Annotated in this window: 26 protein-coding genes; 16 read left to right on the top strand and 10 right to left on the bottom strand. The window is 71.4% G+C overall.

The window, feature by feature from the left end; genetic code table 11:
* Positions 1 to 138 precede the first annotated feature (138 nt).
* The 3 genes from DFJ66_RS11190 to DFJ66_RS11180 form a co-directional block, all read right to left on the bottom strand.
* On the bottom strand, positions 139 to 1,050 hold the full coding sequence (locus DFJ66_RS11190) for an LLM class flavin-dependent oxidoreductase (protein WP_121220513.1): 912 nt from the start codon (positions 1,048 to 1,050) through the stop codon (positions 139 to 141).
* Between the two features lie 135 nt (positions 1,051 to 1,185).
* Positions 1,186 to 2,256, bottom strand: a complete 1,071-nt coding sequence (locus DFJ66_RS11185; RefSeq protein ID WP_121220511.1) for an NAD(P)/FAD-dependent oxidoreductase — start codon at positions 2,254 to 2,256, stop codon at positions 1,186 to 1,188.
* A gap of 76 nt (positions 2,257 to 2,332) precedes the next feature.
* Positions 2,333 to 2,797, bottom strand: coding sequence for a MarR family winged helix-turn-helix transcriptional regulator (locus DFJ66_RS11180; RefSeq protein ID WP_121220509.1), 465 nt, complete (start codon positions 2,795 to 2,797; stop codon positions 2,333 to 2,335).
* Positions 2,798 to 2,935: 138 nt separating this feature from the next.
* On the opposite strand from DFJ66_RS11180, the gene argG reads away from it, so the two are divergent.
* Together argG and DFJ66_RS11170 are read left to right on the top strand one after the other, a co-directional pair.
* Positions 2,936 to 4,381: an argininosuccinate synthase gene (gene argG / locus DFJ66_RS11175; RefSeq protein ID WP_121220507.1), complete on the top strand. Its 1,446-nt coding sequence runs from the start codon at positions 2,936 to 2,938 to the stop codon at positions 4,379 to 4,381.
* Between the two features lie 94 nt (positions 4,382 to 4,475).
* Entirely contained in the window at positions 4,476 to 5,225 is a 750-nt protein-coding gene (locus DFJ66_RS11170; protein ID WP_211351074.1) for a class I SAM-dependent methyltransferase, read from the top strand.
* 701 nt (positions 5,226 to 5,926) lie between these two features.
* Here the strand turns inward: DFJ66_RS11170 and DFJ66_RS11165 are convergent.
* Genes DFJ66_RS11165 through DFJ66_RS44095 form a run of 3 tightly spaced genes read right to left on the bottom strand, consistent with a single transcriptional unit; the run spans position 5,927 to position 8,693 of the window.
* Positions 5,927 to 6,211, bottom strand: a complete 285-nt coding sequence (locus DFJ66_RS11165) for an antibiotic biosynthesis monooxygenase (RefSeq protein WP_121220503.1) — start codon at positions 6,209 to 6,211, stop codon at positions 5,927 to 5,929.
* Entirely contained in the window at positions 6,208 to 6,783 is a 576-nt protein-coding gene (locus DFJ66_RS11160; protein WP_121220501.1) for a DUF2867 domain-containing protein, read from the bottom strand. Before DFJ66_RS11160 ends, DFJ66_RS11165 begins: the two co-directional genes overlap by 4 nt.
* A complete protein-coding gene (locus tag DFJ66_RS44095) occupies positions 6,780 to 8,693 on the bottom strand; it encodes a fumarylacetoacetate hydrolase family protein (protein WP_121220499.1) in 1,914 nt (637 codons plus the stop codon). The genes DFJ66_RS11160 and DFJ66_RS44095 overlap by 4 nt, the downstream gene beginning before the upstream one ends.
* Before the next feature lie 57 nt (positions 8,694 to 8,750).
* Between DFJ66_RS44095 and DFJ66_RS11150 the strand changes: the two genes are divergently transcribed.
* A complete protein-coding gene (locus DFJ66_RS11150; RefSeq protein ID WP_121220497.1) occupies positions 8,751 to 9,308 on the top strand; it encodes a TetR/AcrR family transcriptional regulator in 558 nt (185 codons plus the stop codon).
* On the opposite strand, the gene DFJ66_RS11145 is transcribed toward DFJ66_RS11150, so the two are convergent.
* Positions 9,284 to 9,886, bottom strand: a complete 603-nt coding sequence (locus DFJ66_RS11145; protein ID WP_121220495.1) for a TetR/AcrR family transcriptional regulator — start codon at positions 9,884 to 9,886, stop codon at positions 9,284 to 9,286. The two genes, DFJ66_RS11150 and DFJ66_RS11145, sit on opposite strands and share 25 nt — an antisense overlap.
* 87 nt (positions 9,887 to 9,973) lie before the next feature.
* On the opposite strand from DFJ66_RS11145, the gene DFJ66_RS11140 reads away from it, so the two are divergent.
* The 4 genes from DFJ66_RS11140 to DFJ66_RS11125 all read left to right on the top strand — a co-directional run bounded on the left by DFJ66_RS11140 (position 9,974) and on the right by DFJ66_RS11125 (position 14,167).
* Positions 9,974 to 10,921, top strand: a complete 948-nt coding sequence (locus DFJ66_RS11140) for an NADP-dependent oxidoreductase (protein WP_121220493.1) — start codon at positions 9,974 to 9,976, stop codon at positions 10,919 to 10,921.
* Between the two features lie 65 nt (positions 10,922 to 10,986).
* Complete coding sequence (locus DFJ66_RS11135; protein WP_121220491.1) at positions 10,987 to 11,559, top strand: TetR/AcrR family transcriptional regulator; 573 nt, start codon at positions 10,987 to 10,989, stop codon at positions 11,557 to 11,559.
* 2 nt (positions 11,560 to 11,561) lie between these two features.
* Positions 11,562 to 13,727, top strand: a complete 2,166-nt coding sequence (locus DFJ66_RS11130; RefSeq protein ID WP_121220489.1) for an MMPL family transporter — start codon at positions 11,562 to 11,564, stop codon at positions 13,725 to 13,727.
* A gap of 98 nt (positions 13,728 to 13,825) precedes the next feature.
* Complete coding sequence (locus tag DFJ66_RS11125) at positions 13,826 to 14,167, top strand: helix-turn-helix domain-containing protein (RefSeq protein ID WP_121220487.1); 342 nt, start codon at positions 13,826 to 13,828, stop codon at positions 14,165 to 14,167.
* A 114-nt stretch (positions 14,168 to 14,281) separates the two neighbouring features.
* Here the strand turns inward: DFJ66_RS11125 and DFJ66_RS11120 are convergent, their stop codons facing one another.
* Positions 14,282 to 15,520 (bottom strand): AAA family ATPase, encoded by a 1,239-nt coding sequence (locus DFJ66_RS11120; protein ID WP_121220485.1) that lies wholly within the window; start codon positions 15,518 to 15,520, stop codon positions 14,282 to 14,284.
* A gap of 66 nt (positions 15,521 to 15,586) precedes the next feature.
* Between DFJ66_RS11120 and DFJ66_RS11115 the strand changes: the two genes are divergently transcribed.
* A complete protein-coding gene (locus tag DFJ66_RS11115; RefSeq protein ID WP_121220483.1) occupies positions 15,587 to 16,813 on the top strand; it encodes a tetratricopeptide repeat protein in 1,227 nt (408 codons plus the stop codon).
* Position 16,814: 1 nt separating this feature from the next.
* Here the strand turns inward: DFJ66_RS11115 and DFJ66_RS11110 are convergent, their stop codons facing one another.
* Positions 16,815 to 17,171, bottom strand: coding sequence for a BlaI/MecI/CopY family transcriptional regulator (locus DFJ66_RS11110; RefSeq protein WP_121220481.1), 357 nt, complete (start codon positions 17,169 to 17,171; stop codon positions 16,815 to 16,817).
* A 411-nt stretch (positions 17,172 to 17,582) separates the two neighbouring features.
* On the opposite strand from DFJ66_RS11110, the gene DFJ66_RS11105 reads away from it, so the two are divergent.
* From DFJ66_RS11105 to DFJ66_RS11075, 7 genes are read left to right on the top strand one after another with little or no spacing between them, the layout of a single operon-like run.
* Entirely contained in the window at positions 17,583 to 18,710 is a 1,128-nt protein-coding gene (locus tag DFJ66_RS11105; protein ID WP_170199270.1) for an MFS transporter, read from the top strand.
* An 11-nt stretch (positions 18,711 to 18,721) separates the two neighbouring features.
* Positions 18,722 to 19,567, top strand: coding sequence for a cupin-like domain-containing protein (locus tag DFJ66_RS11100; protein WP_121220479.1), 846 nt, complete (start codon positions 18,722 to 18,724; stop codon positions 19,565 to 19,567).
* On the top strand, positions 19,564 to 20,775 hold the full coding sequence (locus DFJ66_RS11095) for an 8-amino-7-oxononanoate synthase family protein (RefSeq protein WP_121220477.1): 1,212 nt from the start codon (positions 19,564 to 19,566) through the stop codon (positions 20,773 to 20,775). The genes DFJ66_RS11100 and DFJ66_RS11095 overlap by 4 nt, the downstream gene beginning before the upstream one ends.
* Positions 20,772 to 21,620: an HpcH/HpaI aldolase/citrate lyase family protein gene (locus DFJ66_RS11090; RefSeq protein ID WP_121231017.1), complete on the top strand. Its 849-nt coding sequence runs from the start codon at positions 20,772 to 20,774 to the stop codon at positions 21,618 to 21,620. The genes DFJ66_RS11095 and DFJ66_RS11090 overlap by 4 nt, the downstream gene beginning before the upstream one ends.
* On the top strand, positions 21,617 to 22,480 hold the full coding sequence (locus tag DFJ66_RS11085; RefSeq protein ID WP_121220475.1) for an acetaldehyde dehydrogenase (acetylating): 864 nt from the start codon (positions 21,617 to 21,619) through the stop codon (positions 22,478 to 22,480). The genes DFJ66_RS11090 and DFJ66_RS11085 overlap by 4 nt, the downstream gene beginning before the upstream one ends.
* Positions 22,477 to 23,481 carry a 4-hydroxy-2-oxovalerate aldolase gene (dmpG, locus tag DFJ66_RS11080; RefSeq protein WP_121220473.1) on the top strand — a complete coding sequence of 335 codons (1,005 nt, stop codon included), beginning with the start codon at positions 22,477 to 22,479 and terminating at the stop codon, positions 23,479 to 23,481. The genes DFJ66_RS11085 and dmpG overlap by 4 nt, the downstream gene beginning before the upstream one ends.
* Positions 23,478 to 24,365, top strand: a complete 888-nt coding sequence (locus tag DFJ66_RS11075) for an ornithine cyclodeaminase family protein (RefSeq protein ID WP_121220471.1) — start codon at positions 23,478 to 23,480, stop codon at positions 24,363 to 24,365. Before dmpG ends, DFJ66_RS11075 begins: the two co-directional genes overlap by 4 nt.
* Here DFJ66_RS11075 and DFJ66_RS11070 read toward each other — a convergent pair.
* The gene (locus tag DFJ66_RS11070; protein ID WP_121220469.1) at positions 24,343 to 24,828 is read right to left on the bottom strand and encodes a MaoC family dehydratase; all 486 of its coding nucleotides are present in this window, start codon (positions 24,826 to 24,828) and stop codon (positions 24,343 to 24,345) included. The two genes, DFJ66_RS11075 and DFJ66_RS11070, sit on opposite strands and share 23 nt — an antisense overlap.
* 80 nt (positions 24,829 to 24,908) lie before the next feature.
* Here DFJ66_RS11070 and DFJ66_RS11065 point away from each other — a divergent pair, with 80 nt between their 5' ends.
* Positions 24,909 to 26,243 (top strand): hypothetical protein, encoded by a 1,335-nt coding sequence (locus tag DFJ66_RS11065; RefSeq protein WP_121220468.1) that lies wholly within the window; start codon positions 24,909 to 24,911, stop codon positions 26,241 to 26,243.
* Positions 26,244 to 26,378: the final 135 nt, after the last annotated feature.

Here is a 26,378-nt window from a genome sequence, read left to right as displayed (position 1 = left end):
GGCCCCAAGGTGGCGGTTGCCCGTCCCGATCGCGAGTGGGTGGTTGCCCACTCCGATCGCAGGTGGGCGGTTGCCCGCTTCGGCCCGAGTGGGCGGGTGTCCACTTCGATCTTGAGTGGGCGGTTGCCCACTTCGGGCTCAGGCGGGTTGGGTGATCGCCTCGCGCACGGCGGGGACCACCTCTGCCGCCCAGCGGGCGAGGGTGTCGGGGTCGGGGGTGCCGCCGCGCGGGGAGAAGAGGATGAAGCCGGAAGCGCCGTGGTTCAGTACCGCGTCCGTCAGTTCCTCCACCCACTGCTCGACCGAGCCGCCGATCCACCGGCCGTCCTCCTTGCGTGTGGCGGGCAACGGGGAACTCGTGATGCGGCCGGGGAAGTTGTAGATCGTGCGGACCTCCGACGGGTCGCGGCCGACCGATGCCGCCGCCTCGTCCACCACCGGGCGGGACGTGCGGTAGCGCTCGCTGAGCCAGTCCGCCGCGTGGCCGGGGATCCAGCCGTCGGCGACGCGGCCGGTGGCGGCCAAGGACTTCGGGCCCACCGAGCCGGTCCACACGGGAGGGGCCGGCACGGGAGCGGGGTCGATGTTGGTCACTCGGTAGTGGTCACCCTCGTGGGTGACCTTCGGGCCGCCGCCGGCCAGCTTGCGCACCAGGACGATCGCCTCCTCGAAGGCGTCCACCGCATCCCCGGCGGACAGGCGTGGCACGCCCATGTCGGCGATGCGGTCCCACAGCCCGCCCGCGCCCATGCCCAGCACGACCCGGCCGCCGGACAGCGCGGACAGGGTCGTCACCGCGCGGGCCAGCATCGGTGCGGGACGGGTGGGCAGGTTGGTGACGTTGGCGAACCCGGCCAGCCGCCGTGTCTGGCCGAGCACGTAACCGATGGTGGCGTAGGCGTCGAGGCGGTCGCCCAGGTAGGGGTGGTCGGACAGGGAGAAGATGTCGAGGCCTTCGCGGTCGGCCAGCTGCGCCATCCGCAACAGCTCCGGTCCCTCGTCGACGACGCTGTGCGCGCCGAACCCGAAGACGACCTCGGGCAGGGACATGCTCTCCGACGCGGTGGCGGGATCAGACGCGGTGGCGGGATCAGGCGCGGTGGTGCGATCAGGCGCGGTGGTGGGATCAGGCGCGGTGGTGGGATCAGACGCGGTGGTGCGATCAGACATGGTGGTGGTGTCCCCTCAACGCTCGATGCCGAACTGCGCGGCGAAACGGCCGGTGAACAGGTCGGCGCCCTTGTACTCGACCACCGTCTCCACCGGGACGACGAACGGCCCGTCCGGCGAGGGGAACTGCCCGACGCCGCCGCGCGAACCCAGTGGCAGCAGGATCATCGGGTGCGGGGCCGGGTCGTAGGTCGCGGTCGGTTCCTCGCCGCGCAGCCGCGCGGAGATGTTGGCCGCCACGACCTCCGCGTGCTGCATGGCGTAGCCGGCCATCTTCGCCTCGGGCAGGTCCGCGAGGTCGCCCAGCGCGTAGACGTGGTCGTACCCGACGACGTTGAGGCCGCTGGTGACGGCGACCGTGCCGCGCGGGCCGGGGGTGGTCAGCCGGCCGTCGGCCAGATAACCGCTGTTGATCCGGACCCCGTGGGCGCGGAACCAGATGTCGGCGGTGATGTCACCGGCGGTGAACGTGTTCAGCCGACCGGGTTCCACCGACGGGGTGACGCTCGTGCCGAGCCGCACCTCGATGTCCCGTTCCGCCAGCGCCTTGTGGAGCTCTTCGCGCATCTGCGGCAGGAAGCCGGGCATCAGCTCGGCACCCGGGTCCACGACGGTCACCCGCTTGTCCGGCCACACCTCCTTGATCTCACCGGCCAACTCCAGCCCGACCGGTCCCGCGCCGGCGATCAGGACGTGCCCGGCGTCGGCCAGTTCCTTGTGGGTGCGGCGCAGGTCGTCCAGGGCGTCCGCAGTGGACTCCGCGCTCGGCTTGCCGGGGTAGGTGTAGCTGGAGCCGGTGGCCAGGACGAGGTGGTCGGCCTCGATCCGCTCGCCGGAGGCCAGCGTGACGCCCCGCGGGTCGACCGACACAGCCCGGTCGCGGACCACCCGGCCGCGGGTCAGCAGGGCGTCGTAGGGGAAGAACAGGTTGCCGGCCCAGTCCGGGCGGGTCAGCGCCCGCAGCGAGCCGGCGGCGTTGACGAACGCGTCGCGCGGCTCGACCAGGACCACGTCCGCCTCGGCGTCCAGCGCCTTGGCGACCGCGGAACCCCCGTACCCACCACCGATGACGACGACAGTGCTCATGTCTCGCACACTCCCCAGGTTCGTAGTTCGTGCCACGAACTATATTGGTTCGTGGCACGAACTACAAATCCCGGTTTCAGTGACGCTCGTCGCGCTCCAGGAACACCACCGGCACCTCGTTGGCCAGGACCACCCGGCCCAGCAGCTCGGCGAGGGTGTCCCGCTCGGTGTCGGTCAGGCTCGTGGCCAGCAGGTCGACCCGGCGGCACGTCTCGGCGTAGAACTCCTCGGCCAGCTCGCGGCCCTCGGGGGTGAGGCTGACTTGCACCGCCCGGGTGTCCTCCGGGTTCTGCTCCCGCCGCACGTACCCGTTGCGCTCGGTCCGGTCGACCAGTCCGGTCACGCTGGACTTGGCGAGCCCCAGCACCGCCCCCAGCTCGCCCATGCCGTACGGCTGCGCCATGAGGACGCACAGCAACTGCCCCTGCTGGGACGTGATGCCGTACTCCCGGCTCGACTGCGCGTAGACGGCGTCGACCAGGAACGCCGACCGCACGAGCGCCGCCACGACCCCGATCCGACCATCGCCTCGAATGCCCATCGTCCCAGCTTAACAGGCTGGTTCGTACTGCGAACCGTTCGGTGCCGAGGGTCGCCGGCTTCGGCTCACCGGAGTGACTCGGGCCTCATCGACCGCCCGGGTATGCATGATCATGCGTTGTCGTGCATAATTCGAGTCGTGTCCAAGGTGCTCACTTCCCTCCCCGCCGGCGAACGCGTCGGCATCGCCTTCTCCGGCGGCCTCGACACTTCGGTGGCGGTCGCGTGGATGCGTGAGAAGGGTGCGGTGCCGTGCACGTACACCGCAGACATCGGCCAGTACGACGAACCGGACATCGCCTCCGTGCCCGGTCGCGCCGAGACCTACGGCGCCGAGCTGGCCCGCCTGGTCGACTGCCGGGCCGCCCTGGTGGAGGAAGGGCTCGCGGCGCTGGCCTGCGGGGCGTTCCACATCCGGTCCGGTGGCCGGGCGTACTTCAACACCACCCCGCTCGGGCGCGCGGTCACCGGCACCATGCTGGTGCGCGCGATGCTCGACGACGACGTCCAGATCTGGGGCGACGGCTCCACCTACAAGGGCAACGACATCGAGCGGTTCTACCGCTACGGCCTGCTGGCCAACCCGTCGCTGCGGATCTACAAGCCGTGGCTGGACGCGGAGTTCGTCAACGAGCTCGGCGGCCGCAAGGAGATGTCCGAGTGGCTGCTGGCGCGTGACCTGCCCTACCGGGCGAGCACCGAGAAGGCCTACTCCACCGACGCCAACATCTGGGGCGCCACGCACGAGGCCAAGTCCCTGGAGCACCTCAACGCCGGCATCGAGATCGTCGAGCCGATCATGGGCGTGAAGTTCTGGGACCCGTCGGTGGAGATCGAGGCCGAGGACGTCACCATCGGCTTCGAGCAGGGCCGGCCGGTCACCATCGACGGCAAGGAGTTCGGCTCCGCCGTGGACCTGGTGCTGGAGGCCAACGCGATCGGCGGGCGGCACGGCCTGGGCATGTCCGACCAGATCGAGAACCGGGTCATCGAGGCCAAGAGCCGCGGCATCTACGAGGCCCCCGGCATGGCGCTGCTGCACGCCGCCTACGAGCGGCTGGTCAACGCCATCCACAACGAGGACACCGTGGCCGCCTACCACAACGAGGGCCGCAAGCTGGGCCGCCTGCTCTACGAGGGCCGCTGGCTGGACCCGCAGGCGCTGATGATCCGCGAGTCCATCCAGCGCTGGGTCGGCACGGCCATCACCGGCGAGGTGACCCTGCGCCTGCGTCGCGGCGAGGACTACTCCATCCTGGACACCACCGGCCCCGCGTTCAGCTACCACCCGGACAAGCTGTCCATGGAGCGCACCGAGGACTCGGCGTTCGGCCCGGTGGACCGCATCGGCCAGCTCACCATGCGCAACCTGGACATCGCCGACTCGCGCGCCAAGCTGGAGCAGTACGCGGGTCTGGGCATGGTCGGCAGCCGCCACTCGTCCCTGATCAGCGCGGCCCGCGTGGAGCCGACCAAGCTCATCGGCTCCATGCCCGAGGGCGGCGCGGAGGCCATCGCGTCCCGCGGCACCACCGCGGACGACGAACTCCTCGACCACGCCGCCCTGGAAGCCGGCAACGACTGATCGGTCCTCGCCGACGCGTGCACCGCCCTCCTCGAGAGGTGGTGCACGCGTCCGCCGTATCCAGGGTCGTCCGGTCGTGTCTAGGGTCGTCGGGGTGACCGAACTGCGGGCGATCTTCGGCGAGGACGCCGACCACTACGACCGCCACCGCCCCGGCTACCCGGACGCCCTGTTCGACCGGCTGCCCGCCGGCAGGGTCCTGGAGATCGGTTGCGGCACCGGCAAGGCCACCGTGCCGCTGGCCGAACGCGGGCACCGGGTCGTCGCGGTCGAGCTGAGCCCGGCGATGGCGGCGGTGGCGCGGCGGAACCTGGCGCGGTTCCCGGGGGTCGAGGTCGTGGTGGGCGAGTTCGAGACCTGGCCGCTCCCCGCCGAGCCGTTCGACCTGGTCCTGGCCGCCACCGCGTTCCACTGGCTCGACCCGACCATCCGCACCGCCAAGGCCGCCGCCGCGTTGCGCCCCGGCGGCACCCTGGCCATCGTCTCCACCCACCACGTCGCCGGCGGCACCACGGACTTCTTCGCCGAGGTCCAGCGCTGCTACGAGCGGTTCGACCCAAGCACACCGCCGGACCTGCGCCTGACGCCCGCAGCCGAAATCCCGGAGGACACCACCGACTTCGCCGGCTGGTTCGACCCGGTCGAGTTCCACCGCTACGTGTGGGACCGGACCTACACCGCGCCCGAGTACCTCGCCCTGCTGATGACCTACTCCGGCCACCGAGCCCTGGCGCCGGACCGCCGCGCGGGCCTGTTCGCCTGCATCACGGCGATGATCGACGGGAACGGCGGCCGGATCACCAAGCGGTTCATGACCGAGTTGGCGATGGGACAGCGGCACTAGACAGCCCGCGCAAGCCGCCGACCCGCCATCCTCGCGGCAAAGCCTGTCCTTCGGCGAAGCCGGCGAGCGGCAGTCCGCCTTGCCGAGTGGCAGTCCGCCGGAGCGGACACAACTCAACTTGGGCTTCTTGCTTTTGTCATCTCCGTATGGCCTGCCCGAAGGGCTACCACATTTTCCAGGGGTTGCAGCCGAAAGTTTTGCGAGGAACGAGCAAAAGTTTTAGCGGCAACCCCTGGAAAATGTGGTAGGCTCCGCCAGGCCATACGGAGATGGCAAAAGCAAGAAGCCCCCGCCGTTGCAGTTGAGTCATCTTTGGTGGCCTGCCCGCCGGCGAGGCGCTTTTCATCTTTGAACCGGAACGCTTCGCTCTCAAGCCGAACGCGCTTCGCGCTCTTGGGAGCGCTGCGCGCTCGAAAGATGAAAAGCGGCGCTCGCCGCGCGGCAGGCCGCCAGCGGGGGGTGAAGGGCGTCGGTTCCCCCACCGCATGGCCTGGCGGAGCCAACCACAGATTTCCCGGGGTGCCGCTAAAACTTTTTGCTCGTTCCTCGCAAAAACTTTCGGCTGCACCCCGGGAAATCTGTGGTAGCCCTTCGGGCAGGCCATACGGCGGGGGAACCGAGGCCCTCCACCTGTGGTTGGGACCACCACACACAAAAGCCGCGCTGCGCGCGCCGAAAGCAGGGCTGCGCGTGGACGGTGCCTACGCCGACATCAACCGGTGGATCTCGCGCGGCCGGACTTCCCGGTCGTCGAACGCCACGTCCACGTCCGCCGCACTCACCGCCGCGAAGCCCGCCTGGGACGCCGCCTCCGACTCCCACTGCACGGCGGACACCACCGCGCCGCTGTCCGGGGCCAGCCAGCAGTCGGCCGACAGGCACCCCGGTGTGGACCGGAACACCTCGGCCACCGCCCGCACCCGCGCCACGAACTCGTCGCGGTGGTCGGGGGTCGGGTAGTGGAAAGCGACCATGCCGTGCTTCACGCCGCACTCCTCTGCTGCCAGCCGCGTCCGATCATCCGGATCAGCGCCGGGTCGACCACGTGGTGGCGCAGGGGCCGGATCGCCGCCATGTAGGCCCGGCCGAAGCGTCCGTTGGGTTTGACCAGCACGGCCATCTGGCCGCGGTGGCCGCCGGAGCCGTCCGGGACCCAGCTGATGTGCATGACCGTGTGGACCGTGCGGTTCGCCAGTTCGGCGGCCCACTCGTCGTCGGTCTGGTACACCGTGCTGAACGGGACCGCCTTGAACCCCGGGCGTGGTGCGGTGAGCAGGTCGGCGGGCAGTCGGTCGCGCAGGGTGCGCACGCGTGCGCCCAGGCCCTGGTCCTCGCGGTCCCAGCCGAGCAAGCGGCCCAGTTTCCAGCGCAGGGTGAACAGCGTCCGGGTCGGGCCCGAGAACCGGCCCTCGCCCTGCGACATCTGGCGGACCAGGTGACCGAAGTCCTCCGGGCCGCCGGGGGTGGGTAGCGCCCACACGTCCTCGACGCGGAAGTCCGGTGTCAGTTCGTGGATGCGCCACGGCTGCTCCGTGTGCGCGCTGTCGGCAAGTCTCACGCCTGCGCCCTCCTGTCCCATTCGGCCATCAACCCGAACAACGCGAACCGGTCCAGTGCCGGCTGTTCGGGGTCGAGCTCTCGGTACCGCTGGTGGACGTTCACCACGACCCGCTCCGCGTCCAGCCACTCCCGGTACGGGCCGAGGTCCACGCCGAACGCGGCTTCCCGGAAGTCCTTGCCCGCCGCGAAGAACGCGTCCGTCTCGGCCACCACGTGCCGCAGATAACCCTGCACCGCAACGATTCCCGCCGCGTCCGTCAGAGGTCCGTGCCCCGGCACCACGACCTGCGGGTCGAGGGCGAGCATCCGGTCGCAGGCGGTGATCCAGTTCTCGATCGGTCCGCTCCACACGATCGGTGTGCACCCGATGAACAGCAGGTCCCCGGCGAACAGCACACCCGCATCGGGCACGTGCACCACCGTGTCGGACGCGGTGTGCGCGGGACCGAGGTCCAGCAACCGCACCTCCCGGCCACCGACGCTCAACGCGAGCGAGCCGGTGAACGTCTCGTCCGGTGTGCGCAGCCGGATGCCGGCGAAGTCGAAGTCGGCGAAGCGGGCGTGCAGGTACGGGGTGAGCGTCGGTCCCAGGTCCATGATCTGCAACGCCGTCGTCATCTCCGGCGGCAGTTCGGTGCGCATCTCGTGCGCGGTGCCCTCGGCGGCGACGACCCGCGCGTCGGCCGGCAGGAGTTGCCCGCCGTGCGTGTGGTCGCCGTTGGCGTGCGTGAGGACGTGGTGGCGCAACGGGTTCCGGTCGGTGATCTCCGCCATCCCGGCCAGCATCTCGGCGGTCAGCGGCAGGTCGTAGAGGGTGTCCACGAGCAGCGAAGCGCCGTCGCCGACGACGAGGCCCGCGTTGCTGCGCCCGTACCCGCCGTCGGGCAGCAGCCACGCCCACACGTCCTCGGCGACCCGGTGCAGGCCCTTCGCGTACGACCCGGCCGGGTTGACCCGCCGCCGGGGTCGCGCGCCCGGCTCCGGTCGCGGGGGCAGCGCGTGCGGCCGGGGGCTCGCGCGCACGGTCTGCCGCACCTCGCCCAGGCCCTCGGCGCGCAGCACCACGACGTCGCCGTCCTTGAGCCAGCCCGGGAAACCGCTCAGGTCGCCGAAGTTCACGTGCTCGACCAGGCAGCAGCCGGGGACGGTGCCGGAACCGAACACGTCCCCGGGCCGCAGCTCGACCCCGCGCGAGGCGTAGGAGATCACCTCGCCGAACGACCAGTCCATGGTGTCGGTGAACCCGCCACCCACCAGCCGCCCGTTGACCTCCGCCCACACCTCGACGGCCAGTCGGCCGGACGCGTCGAACGGCAGCTCGTCCGGCGTGACCAGCCACGGCCCGAGCGTGGTCGCGCCGTCCTTGCCCTTGGCCTGCCCGATCTTCAGCCGCGCATCGACGCCCTGGAGGTCGCGGGCGGTCCAGTCGCACAGGATCGTGTAGCCCGCGATGTGCTCGACGGCCTGCTCGGGCGTGAGGTCGCGGCCCGGCGTGCCGATGACCGCCGCGATCTCGAGCTCGAAGTCGAACCAGGCGCTGCCGGGGGAGATCGGCACGTCGTCGTGCGGGCCGAGCACGCCGGCCGGGTTGGCGAAGTAGAACGCGGGCACCCGGTACCACGTCGGGTCCAATGTGGATGGACCGCCGGTGGCGACCTGGCAGTTGCTCATGTGGTCGAGGAAGCACAGGCAGTCCCGGATGGAGGGCGGGCGCGGCACGGGTGCCTTGAGCCGGGCTTCGGCGAGTGCGACCACCTCGTCCGGCGCGGCCAGGGCGCGGGCGCCGACCTCCGGTAAGCGGTCGAGGACGTCGAGGAGGGTGGTTCCCCTGGGCAGCGCGTGGATCAGGTCGTGGTCGAGCACGCCGACGCGCTCGCCGTCAGCGGCGGCGTAGGTGACGAGGCGCAAGATGATCTCCTGTGTTGGCCAGCATAGGCTATTATGGTTAGCACAGGAGGAGGTGTCGTGACAACGCGGCGTGAGCAGACCAGCGGGGAGAGCCGGGAGCTGATCCTGGGCGCGGCGGCGGAGCTGTTCGCCGAGAAGGGCTACCGGCAGACGACGTTCGCCGACGTCGCCGAGCGGTCCGGGATCAGCCGCGGGTCGATCCCGTGGCACTTCGGCAGCAAGGAAGGGCTGCTGCTGGCCGTGCTGGAGCGGTCGGTGGAGACCCTGCGGGCCGGCCTGCCCACCGAGCCGGACCTGGACGTGCTGGTGGCGGGCCTCGAAGAGCTGTTCACCCGGCCCACGAGCAAGCTGTTCGTCACGCTGCTGGTCGAGGCGCTCGAACCCGGCTCACCCATCCACGGCCGGTACGCGGCGATCCACGAGACCCTGCGCGAGCACTGCCGGCAGTGGCTGTCCCGGTTCCCGCTGCCCGACGGGGTGTCGGCGGACGCGCTGGCGGTGGCGTTGATCGGGGCGGGCATCGGCATCCACCAGCAGTGGCTCGTGGCACCGGACAAGGTCGATCTGCCCCGGTCGTTGGCGGCTCTGCGCTACCTGGTGGCCGGCGTGGCGTGACCCGGTGGCGGCTGGGGGAGCGGGTGCGCGCCCTCCGGCCGCAGGCCGTCGAAGATGATCGCCAGGTAGCGCTGCCACAGGTCCGGCGGGGCGTCGGGCAGGTAGCGCACGACGTCGTTGGGCGCGCACATCAGCAGGACCACGTCCGTCCCGGTCACGTCGGCGCGCACCACGCCGTGCGCGCGCGCCCGGCCGACCAGCGCGTCGATCACCCGGAACAGCCCGTCCCGCGCCGCCGCCACCTCGGCCCCCTCCTGCCCTTGGAGGGCCGACAGGTCGAGCTGCTGCCGCTCACGCGCGGCGGTGGCCAGGAACTCCAGCAGCGCGGCTCCGGGGTCGGCGGCGTCGGCCAACCGCTCGCCGAGCGCGGTCAGCCGCGTGATGCGGTCCAGCGCGATCGCCGCCACCAGGTCGTCCTTGGTGGGGAAGTGCCGGAAGACGGTGCCCTTGCCGACCCCTGCCCGCCGCGCGATGTCCGCGACCGACGCCTCGAACCCGCGTTCGGCGAACTCCGCCGCCGCCGCTGCCAGCAGCAGGGCGCGGTTGCGCACGGCGTCGGCGCGGGGTGGTCGGGTCACGGCGTCACCCTAACAAGTTGACCGCGCGGTCCGTTTACGGCTAGCGTCCGCCGCGTAACCTGACCGCTCGGTCCGTTTAGGAGTGCCATGAAGGCAGTAGTCGTCACCGCGTACGGCCCGCCGGAGACCTTCACCGTCGGGGACGTGCCGGTGCCGCGCCCGGGACCGGGGCAGGTCCTGGTCCGCGTCGCCGCCGCGTCGATCAACCCCGGCGACGTCCGCCTGCCCAGCGGCGACTACCGGGACGTGACCCCGCTGGACTTCCCGCACGTGCCGGGCAACGACTTCGCCGGCACGGTCGCCGAGGTCGGCCCGGGAGTGGTCGCGTACGAACCCGGTGACGAGATCTTCGGCCAAGCCGTGCCGCGCGTCCTCCAGGGGCTCACCGGCTCGACCCGGCCGTCGCTGAGCACCGGTTCCCTGGCGGAGTACGCGGTGTTCGAGGCCGACACCCCCCTCCTGACCCAACGTCCGCCGCAACTGTCCACAGAGGACGCTGCGGCTCTCGCCACCACCGGGCTGACCGCACGGGCACTGCTCGCCGAAGCCTCGCCGACCCCCGGTGACACCGTCCTGGTGGTCGGCGCGACCGGAGGCGTCGGCACGGCCGTGATCCCCCTTTTCGCCCACGCGGGCGCACACGTCATCGCCACCACCACACCCGAAGACGCCTCCCTCCTCCGCGACCTGGGAGCGCACCGGACCGTGGCCTACGGCGAGTACCCGGACGTCGACCTGGCCCTGAACCTCGTCCTGCCCGGGAACGCCCTCGACGACCTGGCTCGTGCGGTGCGGCCCGGCGGTCGGCTCCTGACCATCACGCCGGACCCGCGTCCGACCGTGCCCGTCGACGCGCGGTTCGTGCTCGACCTCGACGGCCGGACCGGCGGCATGCGCGGGGTGGCCGAAGACGTCCTGCGTGGCGCGCTGAAGGCCACGATCAGCCGCCGCTACACCCTCGACCAGGCACCGCAGGCGTGTGTGGACTTCGTCCGCGAACACACCACCGGGAAGCTCGTGGTCGCCGTGCGGTGAGCGTCACAGACCGATCCGGTCGGTTTACCTACCGGATCGGTCGGTCGAGACGTACCGTCGAGGACATGAGCCGTTTCCGGCAGGAGGCCGACGACCGGATCATCGACCGTGCCGCGGGGTTGTTCGCCCGGCACGGGTTCGAGCACACGTCGCTGCGCGAGCTCGCCGAGGCCGTCGGGCTGTCCAAAGCGGGGCTGCTGCACCACTTCCCGAGCAAGGAAGCGCTGCACGAGGCGGTCCAGGCGTCGTGCCGGGACCTGGAGCGCAGGGTCGCCGACGCCGTCGCGCCGCTGCCGCCGGGGCCGGACAAGGACCGGCGCAGCCTGGAGCTGCTGATCGACGTCGCCCTGGACCGGCCGGGTCTGGTGGCCCTGGCCCTCACCGCGGTCAACGGCACGGATCCGCTGCCCGAGGGCGGGCTCGGTGAGGTCATCGTGCACGAGGCGTTCGGCGTGGCGCGCGAACAAGCGGATTCTCCGCACGAGCTCGAGCGCGCCGTCCGCGTGGTTGGTGCGCTCACCGCGTTGGCCGTGCTCACCCTCCTGGCCAACGGGGCCGACCAGAAGACCGCCTGGCGCCCGCACATCCTCTCGACCTGCTTCGACGCGCTCGGACACCGCGCACCCCTGGAGGCCTGACCATGGCACGACTGCTGTACCGACTCGGCTTCGGCGCGCACCGGCGCCGCCTGGTGGTGGTCCTGCTGTGGCTGCTCGTCCTCGTGGGCACCGCCGTGGGCGCGACCACGCTGGCCGGCGAGACGTCCAACGCCGTCTCCATCCCGGGCCAGGAGTCCACGACCGCGCTGGACAAGATCCGGGAGCGGTTCGGCACCGCCGGCGGCGCGACCGCCCGCGTGGTCGTGAAAGCCCCGGAGGGCAAGAAGTTCGTCGAGCCCGACCAGGCGAAGGCGTTGGGGGACTTGGTCGCCGAGCTCGGCACGCTCCCCGGCGTGACCAACGCCGCCAACCCCCTCGACCCCGCCGCGCCGGCCGTGAACAAGGACGTGAACGTCGCCTACAGCACGGTCACGTTCGAGGCGAAACCCGGTGAGGTGACCGAAGAACAACGCACCGCGCTGCTGAACGCCGCCGCCGACGCCCGCGCCACCGGCCTGACCGTCGAGGTGACCGGCGAGGCCGTGCAGGCGCCGCCGCACGTGGGTGGCGTGGTCGAGGGCATCGGTGTCGTGATGGCGTTGCTGATCCTCGCCATCACCTACGGCTCCCTCGTGATGGCCGGCATGAACCTGCTGACCGCCGCGGTCGGCGTGGGCATCGGGGCGCTGGGCGTCACCATCAGCACCGGTTTCCTGGACTTGCAGTCCACGACCCCGGTCCTGGCGACCATGCTGGGCCTGGCGGTCGGCATCGACTACGCGTTGTTCATCATCAACCGGTACCGCCAGGAGTTGCGGCGCGGCGCGGACGTCGGTGACGCCATCGGCATCGCGGTCGGCACCGCCGGGTCGGCCGTCGTCACCGCCGGTCTCACGGTCGTCATCGCGTTGGCGGGCCTGGCCGTGGCGGGGATCCCGTTCCTGACCCAGATGGGCATCGCCGCCGCCGCGACCATCGTCGTGGCCGTGCTGATCGCCATCACCCTCGTCCCCGCCGTGCTGAGCTACGTCGGCCGCCGCGCCCTGCCCCGCAAGCAGCGCACCGAACCCACCACCGAGCCCCACGAGCGCGGTTTCTACCGGGGCTGGGTCGGCACGGTCACCCGCTACCGCCTACCCGCACTGCTGTTGACCGTTCTCGGCTTGGGCGCGATCGCCATCCCGGTGGCCTCCATGCAGACCACCCTCGTCCCGATCCCCGCCGCCGACAGCACCCAGGCGCGCGCCGAGCGGATGCTGGCGGACGGCTTCGGCGAGGGCTTCAACGGCCCGCTGGTGGTCCTCTTCGAGGGTGGCGACGCGGAGGCGACGGCGACCAGGCTGAAGCCGGAGATCGAGGCCATGGACGACGTGGCCTTCGCCGCCACCCCGAAGGCCACCGACGACCACAGCGCCGCACAGCTGGCCGTCATCCCGAAGTCCGGCCCGACGAGCGAAGCAACCGAACAGCTCGTCACCGACCTCCGCGCGAAGCTGGCGGACCTCGACGGCACCACCGCTTACGTCACCGGCCAGACGGCTGTCAGCGTGGACGTCGCCAAGACCTTGGACCGGGCGTTGCCGCTGTACCTGGCCGTGGTCGTCGGCTTGGCACTCGTGCTGCTGGTACTGGTCTTCCGCTCGCTCCTGGTGCCACTGGTCGGCGTGCTCGGCTTCCTGCTCACCGTGGGCACGTCCCTCGGTGCGACGGTGGCCGTCTTCCAGTGGGGATGGCTGGCCGACGCGGTCAACCTCGACACCACCGGTCCTCTGATCAGCCTCACCCCGATCATCGTGATCGGCATCCTGTTCGGCCTGGCCATGGACTACCAGGTGTTCCTGGTGTCGAGGATGCACGAGGCCCACCACCGCGGAGCCGACCCGCGCGAGGCGATCACGACGGGCTTCCGCCAGGCCGCACCGGTGGTGGTCGCGGCGGCGCTGATCATGTTCTCGGTGTTCGCCGGTTTCGTGCCGTCGGGGGAGGCGACGATCAAGTCGATCTCGTTCGCCCTGGCGATCGGCATCGTGGTGGACGCGTTCGTGATCCGGATGGTCGTGGTGCCGGCGGCGTTGGCGTTGCTGGGCAAGAGCGCGTGGTGGCTGCCGAAGTGGCTGCACTGGCTCCCCCGACTCGACGTGGAAGGCACCGCCCTGACGCCCGAACGCGAAGCCACCGACCGCCCTCGCGAACCGGTCAACGCCTGACCGCCCGCAGCGCGTCCCCAGGCATGTCGGGTCCTGCTGACACTTGATGCGCCCGTTGTGCGCGTCACCCGTTTGGTGTGCGCACATAACATTGCAGCATGATCAAGCACCGCCGCCGGCCTGTGTCGCCGTTCTGGAACTACCTCGAAGCCCGGATGGAAAGGGCCGGGCTCAGCACCAGTGATCTCGTCCGCGCCGTCGGCGTGCACCGCAGTCGGCTCACCGACTGGCGGCGCGGTCGGTCGGTGAGCGTGGAGACCGCTCGCGCGTTGGCCGGGCTGTTCGGGGTGCCGCTGTTGGAGGTGCTCGTGGCCGCCGGGGTGATCAGCGCCGACGAGGCCCGCGCTCAGCGGCTGCGGGACGCGGGTTCGGTCAGCGACGACCTGTTGCTGGTCGAGTTGCGGCGGCGGTTGGCCCGCCGCGAGCAGGAGCCCGGCTGACGGTCGAGCTCACCCGATCGGCGACCGACGACCACCACCCGAGCGGTGGTGGTCGTCACCGGGCACGTCCACTCCGACCGGTCGCGCTCGGCGTGGTCCACCGGCCCCACCCCGTCAGCGGCGGCGCTTCTTCAGGTAGGCCGCCAGCTCGTCGTAGGCGCCGGCGTCGTTCCCGTACAGCGCGTAGTTGCGGGCCGTCTCCATCCACTCGCCGATGCTCGGCCGCACCGACCGCGCCGCCTCCTGCAGGTGCCGTTGCGTGATGGGCGAGTGCCGGCCCGACGCCATGGTCTCGTCCAGCGCGTTCTCCGTCGCCTGCTCGCAGATCAGCGCCAGGTCCGCCCCGGACATCCCGTCCGTCGCCTTGGCGATCTTGCCCAGGTCGAGCCGCTCGGTCGGCCGCCCGCGCAGGTGGAACCGCAGGATCGCCTCCCGGGCCTCGGCGTCCGGCGGCAGCACCAGGACGCTCCGGTCGAACCGCCCCGGCCGCAGCAACGCCGTGTCGATGTCCCACGGGTGGTTGCTGGCGGCCAGCACGAAGACGCCCTCGTTGTTCGTGCTCGCCCCGTCCAGCTCGGCCAGCATCTGGTTCACCACCCCACGCAGGGACGACCCGCCGCCGCGCAGGTTCGAGCGCTTCTGGCCCAAGGCGTCCATCTCGTCGAAGAACAGCACGCACGGGCGGTTGCGGCGGGCGGTGTCGAAGATGGCGTGGAGGTTGCGTTCGCTGCTGCCGATCCACATGTCCAGGACGTCGTTCAGGCCGATCTCGTAGAAGTTCGCGCCCAGCTCACCGGCCAGTGCCCGCGCGATCAACGTCTTCCCGCAGCCCGGCGGCCCCCACAGCAGCAGACCGCCGCGCAGGGACTTGCCGAAGCGCAGGCTCAGCTCCGGGTTGCGCAGCGGCGCGAGGAAGGACAGCTCCAGGCGCTTCTTGACCTCCGCCAAGCCGCCGATGTCGGCCAGCGTCACGCCGGTCGGACCCACGGGCGGCTCGGTCACGGCCTCCTCGTCCGCCCACTGCTGGAGGATCTCGTCCGCGGTGTCCGGCACCGCCGAAGCCCGGATCGGGGCCGGAGGCGCACTGGCCGGGGGAGGGCTCAGGGCGTCGGCCAGCCGCCCGTACGAGACGGCCTTGGCGTCGTCACCCACGGCCCGCGCGGCGGCGGAAGCGACGCGCAAGGCGTCCACGTGGTCGGGAACGGCGGCCAGGACGGTCGTCGCCTGGTCCAGGGCCTCGTCGGGACGGCCGGCGTCGAGCAGCAGCCGGGCGACGTGGGCGCGGACCGCGTGGTTGTCGGGCTCCGCGGTCAGCGCGCCGAGCAGGGCCTGGATCACCGGGTCGTCCGTCACGCGGCGTAGGGTACCCGCTCGGATCCCGGGTGACCTGCGGATTCGAGTCGAGCAGGGGGCGAGGAGATGGCGGGCGAGACGGACGTCGCGGTCCAGCGCGGACGGGTGCTGCTGGACCTGGGGCGGGCGCGCGAGGCCGAGGCGTTGTTCCGGACCGCGCTCGCGGCCGACCCCGGCGACCCCGTGGTGCACACGCTGCTCGCCCGCGCGCTGCTCCGGCAGGAGAAGTACCCGGAGGCGCGGGACGCCAGCCGCACCGCACTGGCCGCCGCACCCGAACACGTCGTGGCGCACTCGACGCTCGCGGCGGCCCTGGCCGGCCTCGGCGAGCACGCCGCCGCCCTCGCCGCCGTCCGCAGCGGGCTGGCGCTGGCACCGGGGGCCGCCGGCCTGCACGTGCAGGAGGCGCACGTCCTCCTCGCCCAGCACCGCAACGACGACGCACTCGCCAGTGCCCGCCGAGCCCGTGCCCTGGCCCCCGACGACGCCGACGCCGCCACGGCCGAAGCCGCCGCCCTTTACGAACTGCGCCGCCTGGACGAGGCGGACGCGGCCGTGCACGACGCCTTGCGGCTCGACCCGCAGCACCTCGACGCGCACCGGATCCGCGGCTTGCTCGCGCTGCGGCGCGGCGGCGGGCGTTCGGCCGTGCGGGCGCACCGCACCGCGATGCGGCTCGACCCCACCGACACGGGCATCCGCGAGGGCCTGTCCTACGCCCTCAAGTCCCGCAACCCGCTCTACGGCCTGCTGCTGCGGACGAGCCTGTGGCTCAACGCCCAGCCCAAGGCGCTGCGCTGGGGCTTCGTGCTGCTCCCGTTCCTCCTCACCCGCCTACTGCGGCCGTTCGAGGGCGAGACCTGGGCGGCCGTGCTGCTGGTGCTCGTGGTGGCGCTGGTGCTGCTGAGCTGGACGCTGGACCCGCTGATGAACCTGGTCCTGCTGGCCACGCGGGACCGCCACCTGCTCACCCGGGCCGCCCGCCGGGCCACCTACGGGTTCGTCGCGTTCGCGGGCGCGGCGGCCGCCGTGGTCGTCCTCGGCACGGTCTGGGGTCCGCCGCGCCTGCTCACCCTCGCCTTCGGCCTGGGCCTGTGGGCGATGGCCGTCGGGTCCGCGCACGCCCTCGCCGCGAAACCCCGCCGCATCCTGGTGACCGGGTCCTGGGTGGCGGGCGCGGTGGCGGTGCTCGCGTTCGCGGCCACGCTCGCCGGTGTGAGCGGTGCCGTCCCGGCCGTGATGCTGGTGTTCCTCAGCGGTATCGCGGCGACCTGGTTCGCCGTCCTGAGCTGAGTCACTTGCGGCGCTTGCGCGGCAAGGCCTTGCGCAGCAACTCCGTCTCCCACTCCGACGCCGACCGCGCGAAGTGCAGCAGCACGCCCTCGGGGTCGCCGGAGGTGGACAGCACCTCGCGCACCGCGTTCGCCGCCGCCTCCGCCCGGCCGATCGCCGGTTCGTAGCGGTAGGCCTTGCCGTCCAACTCGCGCTGGACCCACCCCTTGCGGTGCAGGTTGTCCAGCACGGTCATCACCGTGGTGTACGCGAGCGGCCGGTCCAGCCGGTCGAGCACCTCGCGCACCTTCATCGCCGTCCCGGACGCGCTCCACAGCACGTCCATGACCGCACTCTCCAACTCGCCGAGCCCGTGCATCCCGCCCCCCTTAGCCCCGGCGCCATGCTACCGAGCGTGAGTAATCCGGGACTCACCGTGCCTCCGGCGCGCCGGGCGAAATCGGTGCCGGGAATGATCAACGCCTCCGGAAAAGGTATTCCGACAATCGGGTGAAACCATTCGTAGGGTGCTGTTCGGACGCCCGTAGGCATGCCTTTGCGGGCGTTGACAGCGCAGTGTGACCTGCATAACATGGCGAGCCGCTACCTGGGCGGAAGGGATGGGGCAGGCAGCTCGAAGAGGTGCGGAAAAGCGTCGTCCGGCGTCCGGGGAAAAGGGGGAGTGGTGTCGCGGGCCAATTCCGGGTTCGGCGCCTATTCACGTTTGCTGCGGGGACCCGGGGCGGTCGCGCTCGGATTCTGGGGGATGGTCGGCCGGTTCCCCATCGCGATGCGCCCGCTGAGTTGCCTGCTGCTGATCCCCGCCGTCACCGGGACGCTGGGTGACGCGGGCGTGGTGGCGGCGGCGATGGTGCTCGCGCAGGGCGTGGCGAGCCCGGCGCTGGGTCGGCTCGCCGACCGGGTCGGTCAGCGGCGGGTGCTGCTCACGGCGTGCGCGGCGCACGCGGTGGCGATCGCGGTGCTGCTGGTCGCGATCCTGCTCGACGCCCCGCTGTGGCTGCTGGTCACCGCCGCCGCGGCCACCGGGTGCGCGTCGGTGTCGTTCACGTCGTTCGTGCGGGCGCGGTGGACCGCGCTGGTGGACCACGGCCTGCTGCGCACCGCGTTCGCGCTGGAGTCGGTCCTGGACGAGACGATCTTCCTGCTCGGCCCGTTGCTGGTCACCGCCCTGTCCGCGGCCGTGCACCCGGCGGCCGGACTTGTCGCGTGCGCGGTGCTGACCACGACGGGGTCGGTGGCGCTCGCCCTGCACCGCAGGTCCGAGCCCGCGCCCGCGCCGACCGCCGAACGGCCGCCGCGCGCGATCGGCGTCCCCGGCGTGCGGGTGCTGATGGTCTCCTACGCGGGCATGGGTTTCCTGCTCGGCGCGGTGGACGTCACCATGGTCGCGTTCGCCCGCGAGTGGTCGGTGCCCGCGCTGGGCGGGGTGTTCCTGTCCCTGACGGCGGTCGGCAGCCTGGTCGCGGGCGCGATCTTCGGCGCAGTGGACGCGACACTGCCGCCGGACAGGCTGTTGTGGGTCACGACCGGCGTGCTGGCGCTGGGCGCGATCCCCTTGGCGTTCGCCGGTTCCCCGTTGGTCATGGGCTTTCTCGCCGTGGTCGCGGGGATCGCCATCGCCCCCGCGCTGATCACCGGCAGCACGCTGCTGGAGTCGTTGGCGCCCAGGGGATCCCTGTCGGAGGGGTTCTCGTGGCTGACCAGCGCGGGCGCGTTGGGCATCGCGTCGGGCACGGCCGTGGGCGGGCAGTTGGCAGACGCGGGCTTCCAGCGCTCGGCGTGGGTGGCGGTCGGCGGCGGGGTGCTGGCCCTGGCGGTCGGCGTCGCCGGGCGGGCGGCGCTGCGCCCGCGGCAACCGGACACGACAGCGACAGCCCAGTGCAGGACCGCACAGTGAGGAGCGCAGCGATGAGCACAGCACGCGACGGGGGCTTACCGGTCCCCCACCTGTCGTTCGAGGAGTTCACCGCGTTCGGTCGCGAAGCGCTGATCCGCGCCGACGTGCCGGTGGTGGTCACGCTGCCGGACAGCGTGCAGGGCCTGGGCCGCGAGGGGGTCGCCGAGCGCCTGGGGAACATGCGCGTCACCCTGTTCACCGAGCCCAGCGACAAGAAGAACTCCGAGCGGTGGACCACCCGCGAGATCGAGCTGCGCGAGTTCTTCGAGGACGAGCGCTACCTCAACGACCCCGGCACGTGGAACCGGATCGTCTCCAACATCCGCAACAGCCCGCGGGACGTCAACGCGATCCTGGGCTTCGACGCGGCGAAGCTGTTCGACTACCAGCGCTCCCTCAACGCCGCCAACCTGTGGATCAGCCACAAGGGCGTGTTCACCCAGAGCCACTTCGACGAGCTGGAGAACTTCAACATCGCGCTGGAGGGCCGCAAGCGGTTCGTGCTGGCCCCGCCCGGCTCGTTCGAGTACTACCCGCGCTCGATCCGGCGCGGCTTCGGCGACAAGTCGCAGGCGTTCGACTTCGACGACGTGGACGCCCGCCGCTTCCCCAAGCTGGTCGCCAAGCTCGCCCAGCGCCGCGAACTGGTGCTGGAACCCGGCCAGATGCTGTACCTGCCGCTGGGGTGGTGGCACCAGGCGGAGTCGTTGGAGGACATGAACATCAACATGAACTTCTGGCTGCGCGACCCCAAGATCTTCCGCCGCCCGTACGTGCTGGGCGTCGCCCTCTACACGGCGATCTACCGCAAGCTCAAGGGCGTCTACAACTACCAGCCCGCCGAGGCCGCCCGATGAGGGACATCGCCCCCACCCACCGCTACCGCAACAACGACAAGGCCATCGGCGTCGGCAACGCGTTCTGGGACATGTCCGAGCAGAACGGCCTGGCCGGGATCGTCGCCGAACTGGAGGACGGTGTCCTGCGCACCGCCGAGGGGCACGAGTTCGTCAACTTCACCTGCTGCTCCTACCTCGACCTCGACTCGCACCCGGCGGTGATCGAGGGCGCGATCGCCGCGCTGCGCCGCTTCGGCGTGCTGGACCACTGCATCCCGCGCAGCCGGGTGCAGATCCCGGCCCTGCTGGAGCTGGAGGCGTCACTGGGGGAGCTGTTCGGGGCGGACGTGGTCAGCGCGATCTCGGCGGGCGTGGCCAGCGCGGGCCTGCTGCCGCTGATCGCCTCGGGCCACCTGGGCAACGGGGTCCGGCCGCTGATGGTGTTCGACAAGAACTGCCACGTGTCGATGGCCGGCGCGAAGCCGTCGTGCGCGGACGAGACCGAGGTCGTCTCGTGCGACCACCACGACGTCGGCTTCCTCGAAGACATGTGCAAGCAGTACCGGCGGGTCTGCTACGTCGTGGACGGCTCGGACAGCCTCGGCGGGTACGCGCCCGTGCTCGAACTGGCCGAGTTGCAGGAGAAGTACGGCCTGCTGGTGTACTACGACGACTCGCACTCCATCTCGGCGTACGGGGAGCGCGGCATCGGCTACGTCCGCACGCACTGCCCGGTGCTGGACGAGCGCACGATCACCGTGGCCACGCTGAACAAGGCGTTCGGCACCAGCGGCGCGGCGATCATGCTGGACGGCTACCCCAAGCAGGTGCTGCGGATCGTGGAGCGGTTCGCGGGCGCGTTGAGCTACTCGCAGCCGATGAACACCGCCGCCGTGGGCGCTTCCCTGGCCTCGGCGGAGATCCACCGCACGCCCGAGCTGGGCCTGTTGCAGAAGCGCCTGTACGCCAACATCGAGCTGTTCGACTCGCTGGTGACCTCCGAGCAGGCCGGGTCCACCTACCCCATCCGGGTCGTGCCGGTGAGCGACGAGACCGTGGTGGCGGCGGGGCGGAAGGTGTTCGAGGCCGGGTTCTACGTCTCGCCGGTGTTCTTCCCGATCGTCGCGCGCGGCACGGCCGGGTTGCGGGTGATGCTGCGCGCGGGCCAGACCGAGGAGCAGATCCGGGCGTTGTGCGCGGTGCTGGGGGAGGCGACGGCGGCATGAGAGCGACTCCGCGCAGCATCCTGTACACGCCGGCGTTGTCGCTGGACCGGGTCGTGAAGGCGTGGTCCTACGACGCCGACGTGCACCTGATCGACCTGGAGGACGGCGTGCCCGTCCCCGACAAGCCCTCTGCCCGCGCGATCTGCCTGGCAGCGCTGGAGAAAGCGCCCGAGCCGCGCAACATCGCGGTGCGGATCAACACTTTGAGCACGATCGAGGCCGTCCGGGACGTCGTCATGCTCACCGAAGCGTCGACCCCGCCGGGGATCGTCATGATGACGATGGTCGACTCGGCGGTGGAAGTGGCTCTGTTGCGGGGCATGCTGGCATCGGCGGGCGTGCGGCCCGAGATCTACGTGACCGTGGAGACGCCTGCGGCCATCTCGGTCGTCGACGCCATCGCCGAGGCCGCCGACGGGCTGGTGCTGGGGTCCGCCGACCTCGCCGCCACGCTGGGCGTCGAGATCACGTGGGCGGGCATGTTGTCGGCCCGGCAGGCGATGGCGCTGGCGTGCGCCCGGCACGGCACGGCGTGCATCGACACCGCCAACTTCCGCCTTGCCGAGCCAGACGTGCTGGCAGACGAGATCGAACGCATCCGCGAACTCGGCTTCCACGGCAAGGCGACCGTGCACCCGACCGAGTTGCCCGCGATCAACGCCGCTCTCCGACCCGATCCCGAACGCTTGGCGCACGCCCGGCGCGTGACGGAGGCGGTTCACGCGGCCGGCGGTGGGATCGCGGTGCTGGACGGCAGCATGATCGGCCCACCCTTCGCTCGACTGGCTCGCGACACCGTGGCCGCCGGCGACGCCTGGACCGCCCGCTTCGGGGGTGCGCGATGACGCGCGTGGCGGTGATCGGGACCGGGGCCATCGGCCGTGACCTGGTGAGCAAGGTCCACCGGTCCCCGATCCTGGCGTGCGCCCTGGTGGCCGGCCGCAACCCCGACTCCGAGGGCCTGCGGCACGCCGCCCGGCTGGGCTACCCGACCTCGGCCGGCGGCATCGACGCCGTCCTCGCCGCCGGGCCGTTCCCGATCGTCTTCGACGCCACGAACGCCCTGGCCCACCACGAGCACTGGCAGCGGCTCAAGGACGTCGACACCCTGCTGGTGGACCTCACGCCCAGCCGCGTCGGCGACATGGTCGTCCCCACGGTCACCGGGGTCGAACCGACCGCCCGGGACGTCAGCCTGATCAGCTGCGGCGGTCAGGCGTCGATCCCGGTCGCGCACGCGCTCGCGGGCCGGTTCCCGGTGTCCTACCTCGAGGTCGTGTCCACGGTCGCGAGTCGCATCGCGGGTCGGGCGACCCGGCTCAACCTGGACGAGTACGTGGCCACCACCCAGGCCGCGCTCACCGCGTTCTCCGGCGTGCGGGACACCAAGGCGATCCTCAACATCAGCCCGGCCGTCCCGCCCGCCACGTTCCGCACCGCCGTCCACGCCGTCGTCCCGGACGCGCCGGCCGACGAGGTCCGCGCGGTGGTCGCCGAGGCCGCCGAACGGGTGCGGGCCTTCGCGCCGGGCTACCGGGTCCTGGCGTGCGAGGTGCGCGGCGACCGGGTGGTGGTGTCGCTGGAGGTCGCGGCGGACAGCGACGTGCTGCCCCGGTACGCCGGGAACCTCGACATCATCAACTCGGCCGCCGTCCTGGTCGCCGAGCAGCACGCGGCCCGGCGCGCGGTGGGGGTGGGCGGATGAGACCGGTGACGATCCACGACCCGACCCTGCGGGACGGCCAGCACGCCGTGAAGCACCAGCTGAGCGCGTCGGCCTTGCGCGGGTACGCGGAGGCGGCCGACGCGGCGGGCGTGCCGGTGGTCGAGGTCGGGCACGGCAACGGGCTCGGGGCGTCCTCGCTCCAGGTCGGCCGGGCCGCCGTGAGCGACGACGTGATGCTCTCGACCGTGCGGGAAGCGTTGCGGCACAGCCGGATGGCGGTCTTCATGCTGCCCGGCTGGGGCACGTCCGACGACCTGCGCAAGGCCCTCGCGCACGGCGCGGACGTGGTCCGCATCGGCGTGCACTGCACGGAGACCTCACTGGCCGAACGCCACCTGGAGTTCCTGGCCGGCGAGGGCGTGGAGGCGCACTGCGTGCTGATGATGAGCCACATGGCCTCGCCCGCCGAACTGGCCGAGCACGCGGCGGCCGTCGTCGGGTACGGCGCGCGGGGCGTGGGGATCATGGACTCGGCGGGCCACTTCCTGCCGCGTGACGTCGGCGAGCGCATCGGGGCCATCGCCGCCGCGGTGGACGTGCCGGTGATCTTCCACGGCCACAACAACCTCGGCATGGCCGTGGCGAACTCGGTGGCCGCCGCCGAGGCCGGCGCGAGCATCATCGACGGCTGCGCGCGGGGTTTCGGCGCGGGCGCGGGCAACACGCAGTTGGAGGTGCTGGTGCCGGTCCTGGAGCGCACCGGGTTCGCGACCGGCATCGACCTGTACGCGCTGCTGGACGCGGCCGAGTTCGCCGAGCGGGAGCTGATGCCCGCGCCGCCGACCACGGGGTCGCTGAGCATCGTCAGCGGTCTGGCCGGGGTGTTCTCGGGGTTCCGGCACCCGGTGCTGGAGGCGTCCGCGCGGGCCGGCGTGGACCCGCGGGACGTGTTCTTCGAGCTGGGACGGCGGCAGGCGATCGCCGGTCAGGAGGACCTCATCGTGGACGTGGTGGCGGACCTGCGGGAGGCCGCGCGGTGACCGAGAAGTACGCACGGACCGTCGACGCGCTCGCCGAAGCGTTCGCCGACCTGTCCGCCGGCCGCACCCTCTCGCCGCCCCGCACCGTCGTCGAACACGGCCCGCACCGCCAACTCCTGAGCGGCACGGCGGTGTGGGAGCGGCGCGGCGTGGCCACCGTCAAGATCACCACCATCACCCCGGAGAACCCCTCTCGCGGCCTGCCCCTGATCCACGGCGTGGTCGTCCTGGTGGACCTGGACACCGGCCGCATCGTCGCCCAGTACGACGGCGCCGACCTCACCGCCCTCCGCACCGGCGCCACCGCCGCCCTCGCCACTCGCCTGTGCGCGCCCGAAGACGCCACCGAACTGGCGCTCATCGGCGCCGGCGTCCAAGCCCGCGCTGTGGTGGAGGCCATCTCCACGGTCCGCCCGATCACCACGATCCGCGTCCACTCCCGCACCCGCCCGGAAGCCTTCGCCGGCTGGGCCCGGGAGACCTTCGGCTGTGAAGTCGTGGTGGACGACAACGCGAAGAACGCGGTCAAAGACGCACCGATCGTCTGCACCGCGACATCCACCGACTCCGCCACACCCCTCCTCGACGCCTCCTGGATCGCCGAAGGCGCACACGTCAACGTCATCGGCGGCACCCACGAGAACGCCGTGGAACTCGACCCGGCCCTGCTCCGCAAGGCTTTCGTCGTGGTGGAGCAGAAGGAAGCAGCCCTGGCCGACGCCGGCGAGGTCCGGGCGGCGAACCTCACCCCCGCGGACCTCCACGAGATCGGCACCATCACCGGCCGTCCACCCGGCAGCACTTCGGTGTTCCGCAGCGTCGGTATGCCCATCGAGGACACCGCCGCCGCGGCAGCCCTGTTCAGCCTCGACACCGGACCATGAACGAACGTTCGAACACGATCACCGTCTCGCCGGTCGACTTCGTCCCCGTGGTCTCGACGGTGACGATCCCGTTGCCCGGCCGGGACTTCGACAACCGCTTGGCCAGGACGCGGCTGGTCGCGTAGAGCGTGTCGCCGACGAAGACCGGTTCCTTCAACCGAACCCGGTCCCACCCGAGGTTGGCCACCGCCCGCGCGGACAGCGCCTGCACGGTCATGCCGCCGACCAGGCACAACGTGATCCCGCTGTTGACCAGCACCCGCCCGTACTCCGCTCGCGCCCCGTAGTGGGTGTCGAAGTGCAGCGGGTGCTGGTTCATGGTGAGCAGGGTCAGCCAGGTGTTGTCGGTCTCGGAGATCGTGCGGCCGGGCCAGTGCCGGATCACCATGCCCGGCTCGAAGTCCTCGTAGTCACCGCCGTGCTCCTCGACGAACTCGTTGTCCCCGACGCGGCGCAGGCTCATCGCGCGCTCCTTCCCGAGCGGTATCCGGAAACCGTACAGTCGTTGCCTGCCACAGTGGACGGACCGATTCGGGGGAACACGTGACCACCACCCACCCTTGGTTCGGCACCCACCACCTCCCGCCCGCGGCCCCCGCCGACACCATCCGCGACCTCCTCCGGACCGGCATCCGCGACACCGGCTGGCCGTACCAACCCTTCCTCCCGGCGGCCCCCATCGCCATCCCGCGCGCGTCGTACGCCGAACTCTTCCGCGCGACGGCCGCCCTCCTGGACCTGATCCGCCGCACGGCCCTGGAATCCGCCCCCACCACCGCCGACCGCCTGGCCGCGTACCGGATGCCCGAGTCCGAGCACCAGCTCTTCCTGCCCGACCAGTTCCTGGAGGAGCGCTACGCGGACTGCGTGACCCGCCCCGACATCGTCATCGGTCCCGACGGCCCCCAGTTCCTGGAGTTCAACGTCAGCGGCGCCTTGGGCGGCCCGGTCGAAACCCACTGCCGCCTGGAGGTCTGGCGCACCCTGTACTCCGACGACGGCGGCCGGGTCCCCTTCGACACCACAAGCCCTTTCGCCACCCGCGCGGACATGTTCCGCCACCTGAGCCAGGAGTTGGGCGTCAAGCCACGCATAGCCATCGTGGGCAGCACCCGAGACCAGGGCGTCACCTCAACGCGCTACTTCGACATAGAGGTCGACTACTTCACCGCCCACGGCCTCACCGCGAGGTTCTTCGAGCCGGAAGACCTCCACGAGGCCTGGGACTGCCCACCCCACCTCCGCTACCCGTTGGGACTGCGCAACTTCACCATCCCCGACTGGCAGGAACTGGGCATCGACACCACACCCGTCCAGACGGCCCTGGACCAAGGCTGCCTCCTCGTAGGCACCCAGACGTCGACTTTCTTGTCCAGCAAACTCACCATGGGCCTGCTCTCCGAAGGCCGCCCTTGGATGACCGCCGCCGAGCAAGCCCTGGTAGCCCGCTACCTCCCGTGGACCCGTGTCCTGTCCGACCGCAAGACCACTTGGGGGGACCGAAACGTAGACCTGGTCCCCTTCGCCGTGGAACACAAGGACACCTTGGTCCTCAAGGAGGGCCTGGGGATGAGCGGCAAACAGGTCATCCTCGGCCACGAGACGTCGGAGGAGGACTGGGAAGCCGCCATCCACAGGGCAGCCACCACGGCCACCAGCGTCGTGCAGAAGTACGTGGAGCCCCAAACCTGCACCTTGTCGATGATCGCCGACGACACCGACGAGCCCTACCCGACCCAGGTAGCACCGGTCCTGGGGCCACTACTCTTCGGGGGCCGTCCGGCGGGCTTGTTCACCAGGTTCTTCGGCGACGGACGACGCGGAATCGTCAGCGTCATGGGCACCAACAGCTCCGACAACTGCGCCGTAGCCATCTAGCCCGCCCGCCCCCCGACGCCCCCCAACGCTCTTCGCGCCCGCAGGGCGCGCTTTTCGCGCCCGCAGGGCGCCCGTTAGCTAGCGCAGCAAACCGCACTCCGGGCTTTTCCGTCATCCCCGTATGGCCTGCCCGAA

The sequence above is a fragment of the Saccharothrix variisporea genome, assembly GCF_003634995.1.
Classification (GTDB): Bacteria; Actinomycetota; Actinomycetes; order Mycobacteriales; family Pseudonocardiaceae; genus Actinosynnema; species Actinosynnema variisporeum.
Note: the sequence above shows the minus strand (reverse complement) of the source record. Positions and strands in the feature narration are given on the sequence as shown.